Origin of the sequence: Brevibacterium sp. H602 (genome assembly GCF_051172395.1) — a bacterium.
GTDB lineage: Bacteria > Actinomycetota > Actinomycetes > Actinomycetales > Brevibacteriaceae > Brevibacterium.
Genome location: NZ_JBPIZD010000012.1, coordinates 102,438 through 116,293 on the forward strand (window position 1 = coordinate 102,438; position 13,856 = coordinate 116,293).

The 13,856-nt window shown below is 58.3% G+C and carries 18 protein-coding genes and 1 tRNA gene; 11 read left to right on the forward strand and 8 right to left on the reverse strand.

The genetic code is table 11. The features are described from left to right. Positions 1 to 42 precede the first annotated feature (42 nt). From ACSBQT_RS10955 to ACSBQT_RS11000, 10 genes are all read left to right on the forward strand, one after another. Positions 43 to 3,684: a tape measure protein gene (locus ACSBQT_RS10955; RefSeq protein ID WP_435001758.1), complete on the forward strand. Its 3,642-nt coding sequence runs from the start codon at positions 43 to 45 to the stop codon at positions 3,682 to 3,684. A gap of 44 nt (positions 3,685 to 3,728) precedes the next feature. Beyond that, complete coding sequence (locus ACSBQT_RS10960) at positions 3,729 to 4,592, forward strand: phage distal tail protein (protein ID WP_435001759.1); 864 nt, start codon at positions 3,729 to 3,731, stop codon at positions 4,590 to 4,592. Positions 4,593 to 4,610: 18 nt separating this feature from the next. Further along, on the forward strand, positions 4,611 to 5,711 hold the full coding sequence (locus ACSBQT_RS10965; protein WP_435001760.1) for a Gp37-like protein: 1,101 nt from the start codon (positions 4,611 to 4,613) through the stop codon (positions 5,709 to 5,711). Further along, positions 5,692 to 6,768 carry a hypothetical protein gene (locus ACSBQT_RS10970; protein ID WP_435001761.1) on the forward strand — a complete coding sequence of 359 codons (1,077 nt, stop codon included), beginning with the start codon at positions 5,692 to 5,694 and terminating at the stop codon, positions 6,766 to 6,768. The genes ACSBQT_RS10965 and ACSBQT_RS10970 overlap by 20 nt, the downstream gene beginning before the upstream one ends. 5 nt (positions 6,769 to 6,773) lie before the next feature. After that, positions 6,774 to 7,166: a hypothetical protein gene (locus ACSBQT_RS10975; RefSeq protein ID WP_435001762.1), complete on the forward strand. Its 393-nt coding sequence runs from the start codon at positions 6,774 to 6,776 to the stop codon at positions 7,164 to 7,166. A gap of 2 nt (positions 7,167 to 7,168) precedes the next feature. Next, positions 7,169 to 7,477 (forward strand): hypothetical protein, encoded by a 309-nt coding sequence (locus ACSBQT_RS10980; RefSeq protein ID WP_435001763.1) that lies wholly within the window; start codon positions 7,169 to 7,171, stop codon positions 7,475 to 7,477. Between the two features lie 77 nt (positions 7,478 to 7,554). After that, the gene (locus ACSBQT_RS10985; RefSeq protein WP_435001764.1) at positions 7,555 to 8,445 is read left to right on the forward strand and encodes an N-acetylmuramoyl-L-alanine amidase; all 891 of its coding nucleotides are present in this window, start codon (positions 7,555 to 7,557) and stop codon (positions 8,443 to 8,445) included. 113 nt (positions 8,446 to 8,558) lie between these two features. Continuing rightward, complete coding sequence (locus tag ACSBQT_RS10990; protein ID WP_435001765.1) at positions 8,559 to 8,924, forward strand: hypothetical protein; 366 nt, start codon at positions 8,559 to 8,561, stop codon at positions 8,922 to 8,924. A gap of 11 nt (positions 8,925 to 8,935) precedes the next feature. Beyond that, positions 8,936 to 9,406: a hypothetical protein gene (locus ACSBQT_RS10995; protein WP_435001766.1), complete on the forward strand. Its 471-nt coding sequence runs from the start codon at positions 8,936 to 8,938 to the stop codon at positions 9,404 to 9,406. Positions 9,407 to 9,564: 158 nt separating this feature from the next. Further along, entirely contained in the window at positions 9,565 to 10,692 is a 1,128-nt protein-coding gene (locus ACSBQT_RS11000) for a toll/interleukin-1 receptor domain-containing protein (protein WP_435001767.1), read from the forward strand. Between the two features lie 122 nt (positions 10,693 to 10,814). On the opposite strand, the gene ACSBQT_RS11005 is transcribed toward ACSBQT_RS11000, so the two are convergent. The 7 genes from ACSBQT_RS11005 to ACSBQT_RS11035 form a co-directional block, all read right to left on the reverse strand. Further along, positions 10,815 to 11,192, reverse strand: coding sequence for an antitoxin HicB (locus tag ACSBQT_RS11005; RefSeq protein WP_435001768.1), 378 nt, complete (start codon positions 11,190 to 11,192; stop codon positions 10,815 to 10,817). Then, positions 11,189 to 11,374, reverse strand: a complete 186-nt coding sequence (locus ACSBQT_RS11010; protein WP_435001769.1) for a type II toxin-antitoxin system HicA family toxin — start codon at positions 11,372 to 11,374, stop codon at positions 11,189 to 11,191. Before ACSBQT_RS11010 ends, ACSBQT_RS11005 begins: the two co-directional genes overlap by 4 nt. Positions 11,375 to 11,443: 69 nt before the next feature. After that, positions 11,444 to 11,695, reverse strand: coding sequence for a hypothetical protein (locus ACSBQT_RS11015; protein ID WP_435001770.1), 252 nt, complete (start codon positions 11,693 to 11,695; stop codon positions 11,444 to 11,446). Positions 11,696 to 11,776: 81 nt separating this feature from the next. Beyond that, positions 11,777 to 12,040, reverse strand: coding sequence for a hypothetical protein (locus ACSBQT_RS11020; RefSeq protein WP_435001771.1), 264 nt, complete (start codon positions 12,038 to 12,040; stop codon positions 11,777 to 11,779). Between the two features lie 119 nt (positions 12,041 to 12,159). Then, positions 12,160 to 12,498, reverse strand: a complete 339-nt coding sequence (locus ACSBQT_RS11025; RefSeq protein ID WP_435001772.1) for a hypothetical protein — start codon at positions 12,496 to 12,498, stop codon at positions 12,160 to 12,162. 98 nt (positions 12,499 to 12,596) lie between these two features. Continuing rightward, complete coding sequence (locus ACSBQT_RS11030) at positions 12,597 to 12,944, reverse strand: hypothetical protein (protein WP_435001773.1); 348 nt, start codon at positions 12,942 to 12,944, stop codon at positions 12,597 to 12,599. Between the two features lie 53 nt (positions 12,945 to 12,997). Next, on the reverse strand, positions 12,998 to 13,288 hold the full coding sequence (locus tag ACSBQT_RS11035; protein ID WP_139468079.1) for a hypothetical protein: 291 nt from the start codon (positions 13,286 to 13,288) through the stop codon (positions 12,998 to 13,000). Between the two features lie 124 nt (positions 13,289 to 13,412). Here ACSBQT_RS11035 and ACSBQT_RS11040 point away from each other — a divergent pair, with 124 nt between their 5' ends. Then, a complete protein-coding gene (locus ACSBQT_RS11040; protein ID WP_435001774.1) occupies positions 13,413 to 13,733 on the forward strand; it encodes a hypothetical protein in 321 nt (106 codons plus the stop codon). A 39-nt stretch (positions 13,734 to 13,772) separates the two neighbouring features. Here the strand turns inward: ACSBQT_RS11040 and ACSBQT_RS11045 are convergent. Next, positions 13,773 to 13,845, reverse strand: a tRNA-Lys gene (locus ACSBQT_RS11045). Positions 13,846 to 13,856: the final 11 nt, after the last annotated feature.

The window sequence follows — 13,856 nt, forward strand, 5'->3', positions numbered from 1 at the left end:
CCACTTTTCTGACAGTTCGATTTGAAAGGGGAGTGGTGGCCCGTGGCGGCTGTCGAGTTGGCAAATGCTTACGTGTCGTTGGCGGTGTCCTCTAAGGGACTCGGCAAAGACATTGTTAAGCAATTCGGCGGGGTTGAGAAACAAGCCGAATCGACCGGCCAACGGGCCGGTTCCCGGCTCATGGCCGGACTTGGGAAGGCTGCGAAACGTACCGCTGTCGGTGCGGGTATCGCGGCTGGCGCGGCAGTCGGTGCCGCCGTGGTCAGCGGGTTCAAAACCGCTGTAGCGCGCGACAATTCTGAACGCGTCATGGAAGGTCTCTACGGTAACGCGAAGCTCGCAACACAGACCTTGAAAGACCTTCGCAAGGTGGCCGGGGATTCCCCAATTGACTATGTGGCCTACACGAAGGCCGCTGAATCTCTCGCTTACGCGGGGATCAAGGGCAAGGACGCTACAGGCGTGCTTGAGAACGTCGGCAAGGCAATCGTGGCTGCTGGCGGCGACTCTACGAAGCTCGATCAGGCTATGGGCGGCGTCATGAAGGCCGTCAATAACGGCGGTATCGCCATGATGGATTCGCTCAGCATGATTTCCGAATCGGGCGTGCCTATTCTGTCCGGCCTGGGCGAGAAGTTCGGTGTGACCACTGACGAGGTTAAGAAAATGGCCTCTCAGGGGAAGATCAGCATTGAGGACGTTATGAGCGTTCTTCAGAAGGGCACCGGGCAGACCTTCCAGGACATGATTAAGGCCGGTGAATCGGCGTCTGATTCGTTCGGCAATCAGTGGACTATGGCGAAGGATCAAATTTCTAACGCCATTGGTGACGTGCTGTTGCCGCTGCTGAAGAAGATCGCCCCGGCCATTAAGCCTATGGCTGACGCGCTGGTCGCTGGGATCGCTGATATTCCGGCCATTTTCCAGACCATTGCTGACGCTGGCGGCAAGGTGTGGAACGTCCTTAAAGACTGGTCTCCGCTGATCTTCAGCATTGTGGGCGCGTTCGCCGCCTATAACGCGGTTCTCGGGATCACCAACGCTCTGTCGTGGGCGCGGTATCTGATCGAACAGCGGTCCCTCATTCTCGGGGCAACGCGTATCGCTCTCACGAATGGCATGGCGGCGGCGCAGGCGGCTTTGAACGCGGTCATGTCCGCTAACCCAATCGGCCTTATCGTGGCCGGTCTCGTGCTGCTGGTCGGTGGTCTGATCATGGCCTACAAGAAGCTCGGTTGGTTCCGGGACTTCGTGGATGCCGTGTGGGCTGGAATCAAAGTTGCAGCTCAGGCTGTGGGCGATTGGTTCATGGACACCCTGTGGCCGGGTATCAAGGCCACTGTTGACGGCATCGGCTCGGGCTTCACCTGGCTGTATCAGAACGCGATCAAGCCCGCCTGGGACGGAATCAAGGCCGCAATTGACGTTGTGGTCGGTTGGTTCAGTACGTCCGTCGCGCCTGGCGTTCAGGCGACAACAAGCGGCATCGGGTCCGTGTTCACCTGGCTTTATCAGAACATCATCAAGCCTGTGTTCGACGGAATCGGATTTGTGATCGGTCTTTGGTGGACCGGCGTTAAGACCTATTTCGGTTCCGTGCAGGCAATTATCATGAACATGCTTGTCCCGGCATTCCAAAAAATCTGGGATATAGCATCGTTCGTTTTCAAGCTTGTCGGCACGATAATTTCCACGGCATGGAATTCGGTGATTAAGCCGATTTTCACCGCAATCGTGCAATTCATCGTCAACCGGCTAGTCGCTCGTTTCAACCTGCTGAAGTCCGTTGTCTCGCTGGTGTGGACCGGCATCAAGGCGGCAATTGGGGCCGTCTGGAACTGGCTGAAGGCTAACGTTTTCCAGCCGATCTTCAACTGGATCTACGCGAAGATCATCACCCCGTTCAACACAATGCGCGTCCGGGTTAATGCCACCTGGAACCTGCTGAAGGCACTACTATTCGCCGGTTGGGCATGGCTGAAAACCAATGTGTTTAGCCCAATCATGGATTGGGTGCAGGCGCGGGTTGTCAATTCCTTCAACAAAATGCGCAACAGCATTAATAGCATTTGGGCGAAGGTGCGCAACCTGCTGCGCGACGGGTGGAACTTCATTAAGGACAAGATTTTCAGTCCGATGATGAATTTCATCAAGTCCGACGTGCCCGGAGCCTTTGAAAAGGGCAAAGACGCAATCGGTAACGCGTGGGACAAGGTTAAAGCTGTCGCCAAGAAGCCGATCAAGTTCGTCATCGAAACGGTAATCAACAAGGGCATCATCGACAAGTTCCGCGACGTGGGCAAGTTCTTCAATATGAAGGACAAAGACCTGCCTAAGCATGTGTCTTTGCCGAAGGGATTCGACACGGGCGGTTACACCGGGCCGGGTCGGAAATATAAGCCTGCCGGAATCGTCCACGCTGACGAGTACGTGCTCAGGAAAGAGGCTCAGCGCAAGCTCAGCCGCAACTATGGGCGCGGAACGCTCGACCACATGAACCGCTTCGGCACGATCCCCGGTTACGCCGGGGGCGGCATGGTGTGGAACAACCTCTGGGGAATCATCAAAGAGAAGTTCCCCTGGGCGCGTCTCACATCGGCCTATCGTGGTGGCTCGCGGACCGTCTCAGGCAATGCGTCTTACCACTCTCAGGGCAAGGCCGTGGACCTTGCTGGGCGTGGCTCGATGAACATGCCCGACATGATGAAGATATTCAACTTCATCCATGACAACTATGGGCAATCGTCCGAACTGATCCATACCCCCGCTGGTGGCCGTCAGATCAAGAACGGCAGTCACTACAAGTACAGCGGGGCTGTGGCTCGGCAGCACTACAACCACGTTCACTGGGCGAACCGCACGAAGTTCGGCGGTCCCACCGCTGGCGCGTCCGGTGCCGACAACGGCGGCGGTAGTGGCCTGTCGTGGGATTTCTTCGCTGGTCCGTTCAACAAGCTGAAAGACAAACTCGGTTCTCAGTTCGAGAAGTGGGGTCCGGCTGGGCAAGTCGTGAAGTCTGCCGCGTCGTGGGGGATTGAGCGTCCTCTTCAGTGGATGAAGGACAACATTTCGAAGGTCGCCGGTTTCGTGTCTGACGCATGGGACGGCGCGAAAGAAATGGTTGTCAACGGGACGGCTAAGGCTCAGGGCCGCGCGTGGGCGTTGAAGAACGGGATTGCCGGTGAGCAGTGGAAGGCTGTTGACTACATCATTTCCCGTGAATCGTCGTGGAACCCGAAGGCTCAGAATCCGAGTTCGACGGCTGCGGGTCTGCCTCAGTTCATTGCAGCGAATCAGCGTCATTACGGGGTGTATCCGATCCGCCAACAGTCGGTTTGGAAACAGCTTGACGCGTTCATGAAGTACGTGACTGAGCGTTTCGGCGGTGTCCTGCAAGCGCGGGACTACTGGAAGTCTCACCACTATTACGACACGGGTGGTTTGGTGCGTCCGACCCTTTATGACAAGGGCGGTGTCCTTCAGCCTGGTACGTCGCTTGTGGCGAATAAGACGGGTCGCCCTGAGTACATTCTGCCTTCGCGTGTCACTGACGCGCTCATGGGCGGGGGTCTCGTTGGCGGTCGCGGCGAAGAGCACTTCCATTTCCACGGTCCTGACCCTGACGCGGCTATGCGGTCCTATGAGTCCACTCGCCGCCGTCGTGAGCTTTTGGAGGTGAGGTAATGCGGTTTAGGCCGAAGATTTCCCTACATGGTTCGGGTGAGGTTGTGGAACTGTCGAACGGTTCTCACGCTGACTTCACCCTCATGCAGGGGGCTTCTGGGTTGGGGATGCGGCCACGGGAGATAACTACCGTGGCCCTCCCTTCCGGGGGTTCGTTGGTTCAGCACCGCAAAGGGCTTGAGGCGGACGTTCAGATTCCCGTCCTTCTGGGCGGCTCTGAACGGCAGCGTTGGGATCTGCGGCGCAAGCTGGAACGGCTTGTGCGTGACGAGGTGGAGATTCGCGTGACCCGCCCGAACGGTGTGTATCGTTCCCGATTCGGTTTCTATAAGGCTGGACTGGAAGGCGAATACGGGGCGGGTGAGGATTCCCCGAACGGTCAGAAATTGGTGCTTGAGTTCACTTGCCCTGAGGGCATGTGGAAGGGCGAACAGCAAGACCCGGAATTCCGCCTGTCAGGGATTCGAAAACGGTTCCTGTCCGAGCGCGCAGTGCCCAAGGAAGGCGACGAAAGCTCTAAGTATCAGTCCCCGTTCTTCCCTGTATTGCTTGCGTCCTCCACTGTTCAAGGCGAGATTGACGTGAATATCGGCGGTGACGCGCCCGTCTACCCGACGTGGATTATCGACGGGCCGGGATCGGATCTGATCATTGAAAACGATAAGGGCGACTCGTTGAAAGTCCTTACCGAGTTTGAGGAACAGGTGACGATCACCACCGGAAGTCAACGTGAGGACATTACTTCCCCGTCTATGCCTGATGGGGAGCTGTGGGAGTACGTGCCCACAACGTCCAAGTTCTTCGCCCTTGAGCCGGGAATGAACAAGCTGAAGGTGTCAATGGTCGGCGCGAAGCCGAACAGCCGCGTTCAGTGCCTTTATCGAGAGAACTTCTGGGCGGGGTGGTGATTCAAAATTCTTGCCTACATGTACACGCCTGAGTTCGTTAAGCGGGGCACCCTCCCAACTATCGGGGGATCATGCAAGCTTCGCCGTAACGGGGTCCACACGTTCACTTTGAACGTGGACGGTGGTTCGGCCCTATGGCAGCGGTTCGATAAAGACTGGCGCGTGGTCATCTATGACGAAGGGCGACGCCTGCTCTCGGGCGCGCCCCTCAAGATCGTTGAGAAGGCGTCAGGCGGGGTCGTTGAGTCCGAACTGACGGGTGAGTCTGACATGACTTGGCTGAAGGACATGATCACCCTGCCGACGCCTTCCCGCGCTGCCGATAAGCAGGGCGCGGATGCGTACTGGAATAGGAAGGGTTCTGCGGGTGCCCTGATCCGTGACCTTGTGGACGTGAATGTTGGCCCCTCGGCACGGTCCGAGTATCGCCGCCCCCTTGTCATCGGTGACGTTGTGACTGGCCCTGACGGGTCGATCAACAGCCGTTTCAAACCCGTTTTGGACGAGGTTGAGACGTTGGCGGAAACTGCCGGCCTCACGGTGGACATTGTGCAGGATGACGTGTTGAAGAAGTCCGTCCTGACGGTCACTGAGGGCCGGGACTTCGCGCGCCGTATCCGCCTGACTCACGAGAACGGCGGCATCGAGTCCCACGAATTCACTCTTGAAGCCCCCACGGTCACGTCAGTGCTTGTGGCCGGTCAGGGCGAAGGCGCGGAGAGGACTCTGAAGCTCACTCACGGGAACGAGAATTCGTGGGGGTTCCGGTCGTTGCAGTTCCAAGACCGGCGAGACACAGACGATGAAGCCGAATTGGACGCTGCTGGTACCGACACGATCACGGAGGGCCAAGAGAAGGCGACCGTGAACCTGCAAGTCAACGACACCCCGCGCATTCGGTTCGGGCGTGACTTCTGGCTCGGGGACACGGTGACGGTGCAACTGTCCACGGGCGTTGTCATCACGGACACGGTTCAGATGGCTGAGCTGACGTGGGACGAGAACGGGCGGAAGGTGGCCCTTCAGGTTGGGCCTACGGCTGATGACGAAAACCAGCCTCGCCCCGTGAAGGAAATCAACAAGCTTTGGCGTGCCGTGCGTGCGCTACAAACACGATGAAGGGGTGCTAATGGCTGGGCCAACACCTGAGAGCAACCTGGCTCTCATTGAAGAGCTTCAGACGCTCGTTTCTGCAGACACATACGAAATGCCCGAGGGGCCGGAGTTCTCTTATCCCGCTGTCGGTCAGGCAGTGGATGACGAAATGTGGCAGTACATCACGCTCGCGCTCGGGAACGGTGTTCTCGCCCTTCCAGGTCATCCATATTGGCTGGAAGAGCCTGACAATGCGAACAACACCATGAAGCTGAAAGTGTCGCCGACTACGGGCAACGCTCAGGCTGTCCTGAGGGGCTTCTACCACCGCTTATTGCGGGACATGACTCTTAGTTTCCCCATGCCGACACAAACGACAACCTACTACGTGGTTTTGGAGCTTAACCCGCTCAAAGCGAAAAGCCCCGCAGGGCCAATTTCGGTCAAGGTGTATCCGAACGAGCTGAATACAGAGTCCGGACGTCAACATTTGATCTTGTGGACTGTTGTAAGAAAGCCGAATCAGCTCATGTCGGATGCTGTGGTTACACAGCGAAGGCCGAAGATCGCCCCCACGCTCGCAGTCGATAGCGAAGACCAGTTACCGCCGCTCGACACGGTGCTTTGGGGAACTATCGTGCTGATCGGCGGTTCTCAGCAGCCGCCTGAAATCGTTCGCGCTGGCGGCGGTGACGAGACCGGCACGCCTACGGTCTGGGTGAGGGTGACTGATCCTGAATGGTACGAACCGGGGGACACGGCCACTTACGAGTGGGTGGGACATGGATATCACCGTGCGCGGCGGCGGGTCGGGAACACCATGGAGTTCCGTGGGCGGATTCGCAAGGTAGATGGGACGAATTTCATCCCCGGTGGCGGCAGTTCTCGCGGCTACCTGTTCTGGACTCTCTCTGAGGGGCCTGAGCAAGAACAGCGGTTCATCACAGCCACTTCAGGACTGTCTGGTCAGTCTTTGGCCGTGGTCACGGTCTACCGTGACGGGGAAGTTCGCGCATTGCCGCTTCTGTCTGAGGCGTCATGGATCAGCCTTGACGGCATCCGCGTCTCGATGAAGGAGTGACCAGGGTGTCAAGATTCTTGCGTGCGCTCGGGTCGGTCGTTTTCCTGACGGCTGGCCTTTTCTACGTTCTCGCACCCCCACGCACAACCACGTCATTCTTTGACACCCCATTCCCTGCTATGGCGTGGGGGTCAGTGTTTGTGTTCGGCGGGGCCGTGTCGCTGCTCGGCGTACTCACGCGATACGTCCACGTTGAACGGTTCGGAATCTTCTCAATCGTCGTGGCCGGGGCGTGCCTGTCCGTGGGGCAGGCGTTCGTCATGTTCGACGTTCCGATCACGTGGACACGCGGCGGTGGGCTGCTGGTCTATGTTGCTTTCACTCTGTTCTCGTTCGAACGCTGGTACAGGCTAGGGGCTGACGAGCAAGCGATTAACGCTGTCGTAGACGAGGGGTGAGCATGGATTCAGACATCATGAAGCTCATTATCGGTCTCGGCGGAATCGCGCTGTCTGGCGGCGTCGGAAAGCTTGTCTATGACTGGATTCATGGCCGGGTGATGAAGGAAGAATCCGCTGTCACTCAGTGGCAGGGTATCGCCCGGTCAAGACTGGACGAGATTCACAAATTGAAGGCGCGGCTCGCGTGGTTCGAAACGCATTATGCGCTGCTCTGGCTCGCTTATTCGCGCTTGCCCCCGCCTGACAAAGAGGCGTTCCCCTTCGCGCCGCCGCCCCCGCCCAATGAGGCGGACAACGGTAAAACCTGACCCGCTTCACGGCGGGTCTTTCCAATTCACGGCATCCCTTCGGGGGTGCCTTTTTTGATGCCCGAAAGGGGTAGATCATGGCACGAAACTACGATTTCGCGTTCAAGGAATCTTCCAACAGTTCCACACGCTCGCATTACGGTCACGGCTCGAAGCCGACCGGAATCACCATTCATCACTGGGGTTCGACGGGTCAGAAGTTCGAAAACGTGGTGGCATGGCTGAGAGGACCGAAGGGTGGCACCTCTAACCGGGGTTCGTCTGCTCACTACGTTGTTGAGGCTGGCCGGGTGAATCAGCTTGTGGGCGATTCTCGCGCCGCGTGGCACGCCGGTTCCACGGCGGGCAACGGTTCGACTATCGGCGTTGAGTGCCGTCCGGAAATGTCGGATGGGGACTGGGCTACTCTCGTGCAGCTCTGCGCTGACATTGAGGAAGAGCATGGTTCCATGAAGTACTACGGCCACAAGGACTGGAAGAGCACCGCGTGCCCCGGATCGTATTACGCACAGCTCGGGAAGCTCGTGAAGGACGTGAACGCGGAGCACGCCGCCCGGAAGAAGGGCGGAACGACCGCCCCGAAGCCTTCCAAGCCTTCTGAGCCGTCGAAGCCGAACCGCCCTGTGGGTGACGTTCCCGGCCCCGGCTATGACTTCCCGTGGCCGTCCGGCCATTACATCGGCCCGAAGTCCGGCCCGGACCGTTCGCATTCCGGGTTCTACAAGAACCGCAAGTGGTCCGGTCAGTATGACGAGGTGTGGCTTAAGCGGTTCGCCTCTCAGCTCGCGCTGCGCGGGTGGAGTGTCGGCAAGGGCAAGACCTACCTGTCCAAGTTCGGAAACGACGGTCGTTTCGGGGCTGAGTATGAGGCACTGATTCGCGCATTCCAGAAGTCGCAGGGTCTCGCAATTGACGGTCTCGGTGGCCGCGACACATGGGACGAAGCCTTCAAGAAGCCTGTGACCTGATGAAACCCACAGCGGCTCTTGTTGGGGTCGTGCTCGTGCTGGGACTGCCCATCTATTTCGTTGGGTGGGCGGTCCTGGTCCTCAGCTTCATTGACCTCTTCTGAAAGGACAACATGACCACTTCTACACAAGTGCAGCACCCTAATCGGGCGTCGGTGCGCACTTTCATTCAGACGCTCATTCCGGCCTTGGCTCTGCTGGTCGTTGCTGTACCGCCGTTCGTTGACATTGTGCTTGACGAGGTGGGCAAGGCTGGCGTGAACCTTCCTGAATGGCTCTATCTGGCCCTGACTGGCGCGTCGGTGGCTTGCGCCCTGGTCGCGGCGATTGTCGCCCGTGTCATGGCGATTCCGGGCGTTGAGAAGGTGCTTGAGCGCATCGGCATCGGCGCGGAGCCGAAGCGTGCACGACTGGAACGACTCGCCGCTGAAGAGACGGACGAGACGCCCGTTCCCGACGATTACGAACCGAAGCACTAAGGGGAGGGCGAATGGACTTCAGTTTCCTTCCAAGTGACGAAATCCGCGACATGATCAACTCGGCTGAAGGCGAGCTGGCGCGACGGCAAACACAGGATGCGTTCAACGCGGAACTTGCCGTGCTGCAGCAGAAGTATCGTGACGCGCTCGGCATTGAGCCGGTGGACTGGCAGGTCTGGGAAGAGCCGGACAACGCTCTTGATGCGCCGGGTTTAGATGACAAGGTGGAACACAACGAAAAGTTCTACCGTTCACTGAGGCCGTGCAATCTGGCTGTGCCGGGCGCGTCCGGTTATCGACAAGTGTCCCGTCAGGGTGTCCCTATCGTGTGGATCGAACCGACCGAAGAGCGGGACGGTTACGCGAAGGGCGAGAGGGCGATTCGCGGCGGTGTCACTTACGAATCGCTTTGCGACAAGAACATGAACGTGCCCACGCCTGATTCCCCGTTCTGGGAGCAGGTTGAAGAGTCTGACGAATGAGGAATGCCCCTCACTGCCTTGACTGGCGGTGAGGGGCGTTTTCGTCGTTCCGTGGGACGGGCAGAGGGACTGGAGCACCAAGTCACAGATTGGACACTTTTAATGTTGTACATTCCTTGGCGGGGTGAAAAGTTGTTCTTGTTGGATATGGTCATCGAATGAGTGTTGTTAGAGGATTCTGGTCGTATGCCCATGATGACGATATCGGTTCCAAGGGGCGAATATCGGACCTGGCGCGTGACCTCAAAGAAGAGTATGAACTGATAACGGGCGATGAGATTGAGTTGTTCTTGGATCGCGATTCGCTCGTGTGGGGGGACGCATGGCGTCAAACTATAGACCGATCGTTAAGCGCTGCGGCGTTTTTCATTCCAGTAATCACGCCCCGATTCTTCCAGCGCCCAGAGTGTCTACGCGAGTACAGACTTTTCACCTCGCAAGCAGAACAGCTTGGAGTGACAGCGCTGATCCTGCCCGTGCTCTGGGCTGACTTCCCGGCCCTATACGAAGATGCCGATGAAAGTAGACCCGAGACTGACGTATCAAAGTATCAATGGGTTGATTGGACCGCTCTTCGGCATGAATCCCGCACAGATCCGAACTACAGTAGGACTGTTGGAGAAATGGCAAAACGTATCCAGTCGGCAAACATTGAAGTTGACAGAATTGACTTTGCGCAGGTAGCCGAGCGTTCCGAACAGTCTAATCCCGAAGTCGAAGATGAACCGGGGCAGCTTGACAATTTGGCTGACATGGAAGCAGCGATCCCAGAATGGATCGATAAGATGGATTCTTTCGGCGAGCATCTGAAAAGCCTAGGAAGCAAGGCCGAGAAGGCCACGGCGGAGTTAAACGACCCAAGGACCGCGCCAACTACTTTCGCGGCTCGTCTCGCGAAGTTGAGGAAGTTCTCGGAATCGATCACGCAGACAGCTTCGGATATCGAAGGCACTGGAGAGGAGATATTCCAAGCTTTCTCGCCTGTCGACCGGGGCGTTCGGAGCATGATCTTGAGCGCGCCGGTCGAGGTTGAACGCGATCCTGAGTCGCGGGAGCAATACCAGGAATCGTTTGACCAATTGCTCATGCTGGATTCGACTTCTGCGGAATCCGAAGAGCAGATCAAGAGTTTCGAAAACAGCGTCCGACCACTGCAAACCCTATCGCGTGACATGAAAAAGCCGGTGACAGCGATAATGGCTGGGACCACCAAAGTTCTTGAGGCTATCGTCATTATCCATGAGTGGGCGAGCCTGATCCGAGAGTCACCCGTATATGACTCGTAGACCTGCGTGAGCTGGACTTGACCCAATGCAATGGCCCCGCGAACCTTTGAAAGCCGAGGTTCGCGGGGCCATTGCCTATGTCGCCCCCTTGAAGTGGGCCTCACGGCTATAGCTGACCTCTCTTATCCCTGGGCGTGTTCGAGCTGGGCTACCCTGCCCCGCGAAATTTCGAGCACCGCCGCAACATCGGAGACGCTGAGGTGCTTAGCGCGAAGTTCCCGCACGATTTCCCGATTCTTCGAACCGGCCTCGGCTTGGAGTTCGATCGCTCGGGCGGTCGCCTCTTTCGATTCTTTGATCTTCTGAGTGAGGTCGCCTAGCTCTGGGATGATGTGGATTTCTGCCTCAGAGTGATCCACGTCAGGTTCAACGGTGTCTAGGTAGTCGATCACCTGCTGTTTGGCGTTGGCGAGGATGCGAACCTGAGTGGCGTGGTCTTCGTCAATTTCGAGTTCCCATCCGCCCGACCACTGCCGGGCGGTGACGTTGATGGTGCTCATTTCTCGACCTCCTTGATTGCCTTGAGCGTGTTTCGCGTTACTGCCGGTGACAGTTCGCGGGTCTGGGTGATGACCACCGGGCGGCTGAGCTGCGGGTGTGACCACTTCTCATGGTCTCCTTTGCCCTCGCTGGGGGTGAATCCTGCCCGCTTCAGGAGCTTCACCATTTCGCTGTACTTCATCGGCTTTGTCGTAACTATAGTTTAGCCCCCCTATACAGTCAATGTCAAGGGGGGCTAAACACTTTCGTGTCAGAGGTTCCTGGACTGAAGCGCGGTGATCGCTCGGGCAACGGCTTTAGTGATCGAGGTGAACGATTCAGCGTTGCGCTCGCCGTCATGCAGCAGGACGCGCGCCTTGCAAATGTGCTCGACGGCGACACTGCCGATTGCGGTCTTATTGCCCTGTAGGGCGGTGCCTAGTGCGTCGTTTAGCTTTGCCCGGTCCTCGAAGCCCATGAAGCCAATGAGGGCGGTTGTGAGTGGTGCGCTGAGTTCGTGCATGGCGGTCCTCTCGGTTCTTCGCTGGGCCTGTGCCCTTGCGGGTGCCGGGGGCCATTCGCCCCCGGCTGCGGTTCGGGTGGGTTACGCGGCCATTGCCCGGATGATCGCCTCATAGTAAGAGAGGTGAACGTCAAGGGGCGTGTCCATGAAAGCGGCCTCAATTTTCGCGTCAAGGTCGTGCCGCTCGGTGATTGCGTCGCTGATCGTCGCGGCCACTAGGCGTTCTTCCTGGGTCTTTTCGGCGCGGGGCTTTTCGTCAATCACCTTGAGCGCAGCCAGAAGGACCGGTGTCGATTTGTTGGCGGTGTGGTCAACGAGTTTCTGATGTGCGGCTGAGCGGGTCATAGCTCTTCCTTTCGGTGTCGGCTGGGCCTCTTGCCCTTGCCTGTAGTCACAATTCTACACCCTACAGATAGGGTGCGCAAGCGGGTAAAGAAAAGACCGGGGGAGACCCGGCCAATCCCTCAGTCCCGCGCTTCATCCTCATAACGGATCGGCACCTGACCAGTGAGCCGCGCCGCGCTCGCGTGATAGAAAGACGGCGGGAAGCGGTCTGTCTCTTCATCCCATGCGTTCTTGTTCCACCTTGGTACGACGGCCTCACCATTCGCGCGATAATCGTCTGTCAGCTCGCGTGACAGTTCTTCAGCCTCATACAGTGCGCGCACCGTCCCGTCAGTCACAGGCGTTTTGCCTGATTCCTGCCGTCGCGCATTCCGTGAGTCCATGCCGACAAGGCGGGTGAAGTGATTCAGCGTCAACCCGATAGCGGTCAGGCGTGCCCTGAGTTCTCCGGCGTGCATACTCTTTTCCTTTGCTACGTATGGCACCGGGGATCGCCCCGGCGCGTGATCTGAATGACGTTCGTACTTACCCCAATCCCAGCACGTTTGGCACTCGATCATTGACGCACCTCCTTGATCCGACCAAGCGTCATCACGGCCTCATTGGTCTGCGACACCGCGCGCGACAAGGCCAATATCTGCCGCGAAATATGCTGAATGCGCGGCTCGGGGGAGTCGGGTGTAGTGGCTCCGGTCGAGCGCTCGTATGCCTTATAGAGTACGTCGGCGTAGTCGAGTTCAATCGCAGCTTCCTCGCCGTCAGCCCCGCTGATCCCCACGGCGAAAGTGCGCGCTCGTGCAAGTGCAGTGTGGACGGCTGCTGTTGCGTCGCGGTCGATCTTCGGGGCCGCGATAGCCGCGTCCACGGCGTCCACAATCGCGGCGGCGTGGTCCTCTGCGTTCATGTCGTGCCCTCTCGTTAGGCCCGGGGCCGAAGCCCCCGGTGCGGTTGGTTACGCTAGCTCGCTTCTTCGATCACCCCGGCAATCTCGATAACTCGAATCGCGTTCCCGCCCTTTCGCCATGGCGCTCCACTCTTCAGCGAAATGACTTCCCTTATGCCGCTGTCCCCGCCGCGCTCAAGGAAGGGCCGCAGGAGGTAGCGCGCGCCGCGCTTGCCGATCAGGTGAGTCTCAGTGTTCTCGGCCCCGTCCGCGTAGGTGAAGGTGAGGCGTTCAACGTCGAACGTGGTTCCGCGAAGCTCTACTGTGCCGTCTTGCGTGGTGGTGAGTTCGGGAATGGTGTGCATGGTGGTCCTTTCGGTTCGTAGCTGGGCCTCTCGCCCGTGCTGCTGAAATCAACAGTACACCCTATGGATAGGGTGCGCAAAAATTGGTCTTGTGCGCACGAGTCACAGGCTCATAATAGAACGCATGAACGAATATGTAGACTATCGCGGAACGTGGCGCGAATGGCAGAAGATACTCAATGACCAAGGCGCGCGGCGAGGCGCTGAGGATAGAGACCCGATGGCCGTCCGTGCTCGCGTTGAGTGGGAGAGGGACGGCCCCGAATGGATGGACGGTGAAGCGGTGCGCATTGATCGGCGCGACGGCGCGATATTCGTCCGCCTTCATGACGGCAGGTGCTCGACTCTTGGCGCGTGGTTAACCCCTGATGACCTGTGGTGGGAGGGGAAGAGTGGGATTGCTTGTCAAAAATCTGTCAAAAAAGATGCAACCCCGAAGCTGTGAGCTTCGGGGTTGCGGGGTATCGTGCCTGGTCAGGCTGGGTGGGCCCCGTGGGGATCGAACCCACGACCCGCGGATTAAAAGTCCGCTGCTCTACCAACTGAGCTAGAGGCCCCGCCCCATCAC

Coding starts and splice junctions, on each gene's coding strand:
- ACSBQT_RS10985 (WP_435001764.1), top strand. CDS start 7,555: ATGGCACGAAACTACGATTTCGCGTTCAAGGAATCTTCCAACAGTTCC.
- ACSBQT_RS10990 (WP_435001765.1), top strand. CDS start 8,559: ATGACCACTTCTACACAAGTGCAGCACCCTAATCGGGCGTCGGTGCGC.
- ACSBQT_RS11015 (WP_435001770.1), bottom strand. CDS start 11,695: ATGCACGAACTCAGCGCACCACTCACAACCGCCCTCATTGGCTTCATG.
- ACSBQT_RS11020 (WP_435001771.1), bottom strand. CDS start 12,040: ATGACCCGCTCAGCCGCACATCAGAAACTCGTTGACCACACCGCCAAC.
- ACSBQT_RS11000 (WP_435001767.1), top strand. CDS start 9,565: ATGAGTGTTGTTAGAGGATTCTGGTCGTATGCCCATGATGACGATATC.
- ACSBQT_RS10980 (WP_435001763.1), top strand. CDS start 7,169: ATGGATTCAGACATCATGAAGCTCATTATCGGTCTCGGCGGAATCGCG.
- ACSBQT_RS11035 (WP_139468079.1), bottom strand. CDS start 13,288: ATGCACACCATTCCCGAACTCACCACCACGCAAGACGGCACAGTAGAG.
- ACSBQT_RS10965 (WP_435001760.1), top strand. CDS start 4,611: ATGTACACGCCTGAGTTCGTTAAGCGGGGCACCCTCCCAACTATCGGG.
- ACSBQT_RS11025 (WP_435001772.1), bottom strand. CDS start 12,498: ATGCACGCCGGAGAACTCAGGGCACGCCTGACCGCTATCGGGTTGACG.
- ACSBQT_RS10995 (WP_435001766.1), top strand. CDS start 8,936: ATGGACTTCAGTTTCCTTCCAAGTGACGAAATCCGCGACATGATCAAC.
- ACSBQT_RS11030 (WP_435001773.1), bottom strand. CDS start 12,944: ATGAACGCAGAGGACCACGCCGCCGCGATTGTGGACGCCGTGGACGCG.
- ACSBQT_RS11010 (WP_435001769.1), bottom strand. CDS start 11,374: ATGAAGTACAGCGAAATGGTGAAGCTCCTGAAGCGGGCAGGATTCACC.
- ACSBQT_RS11040 (WP_435001774.1), top strand. CDS start 13,413: ATGAACGAATATGTAGACTATCGCGGAACGTGGCGCGAATGGCAGAAG.
- ACSBQT_RS11005 (WP_435001768.1), bottom strand. CDS start 11,192: ATGAGCACCATCAACGTCACCGCCCGGCAGTGGTCGGGCGGATGGGAA.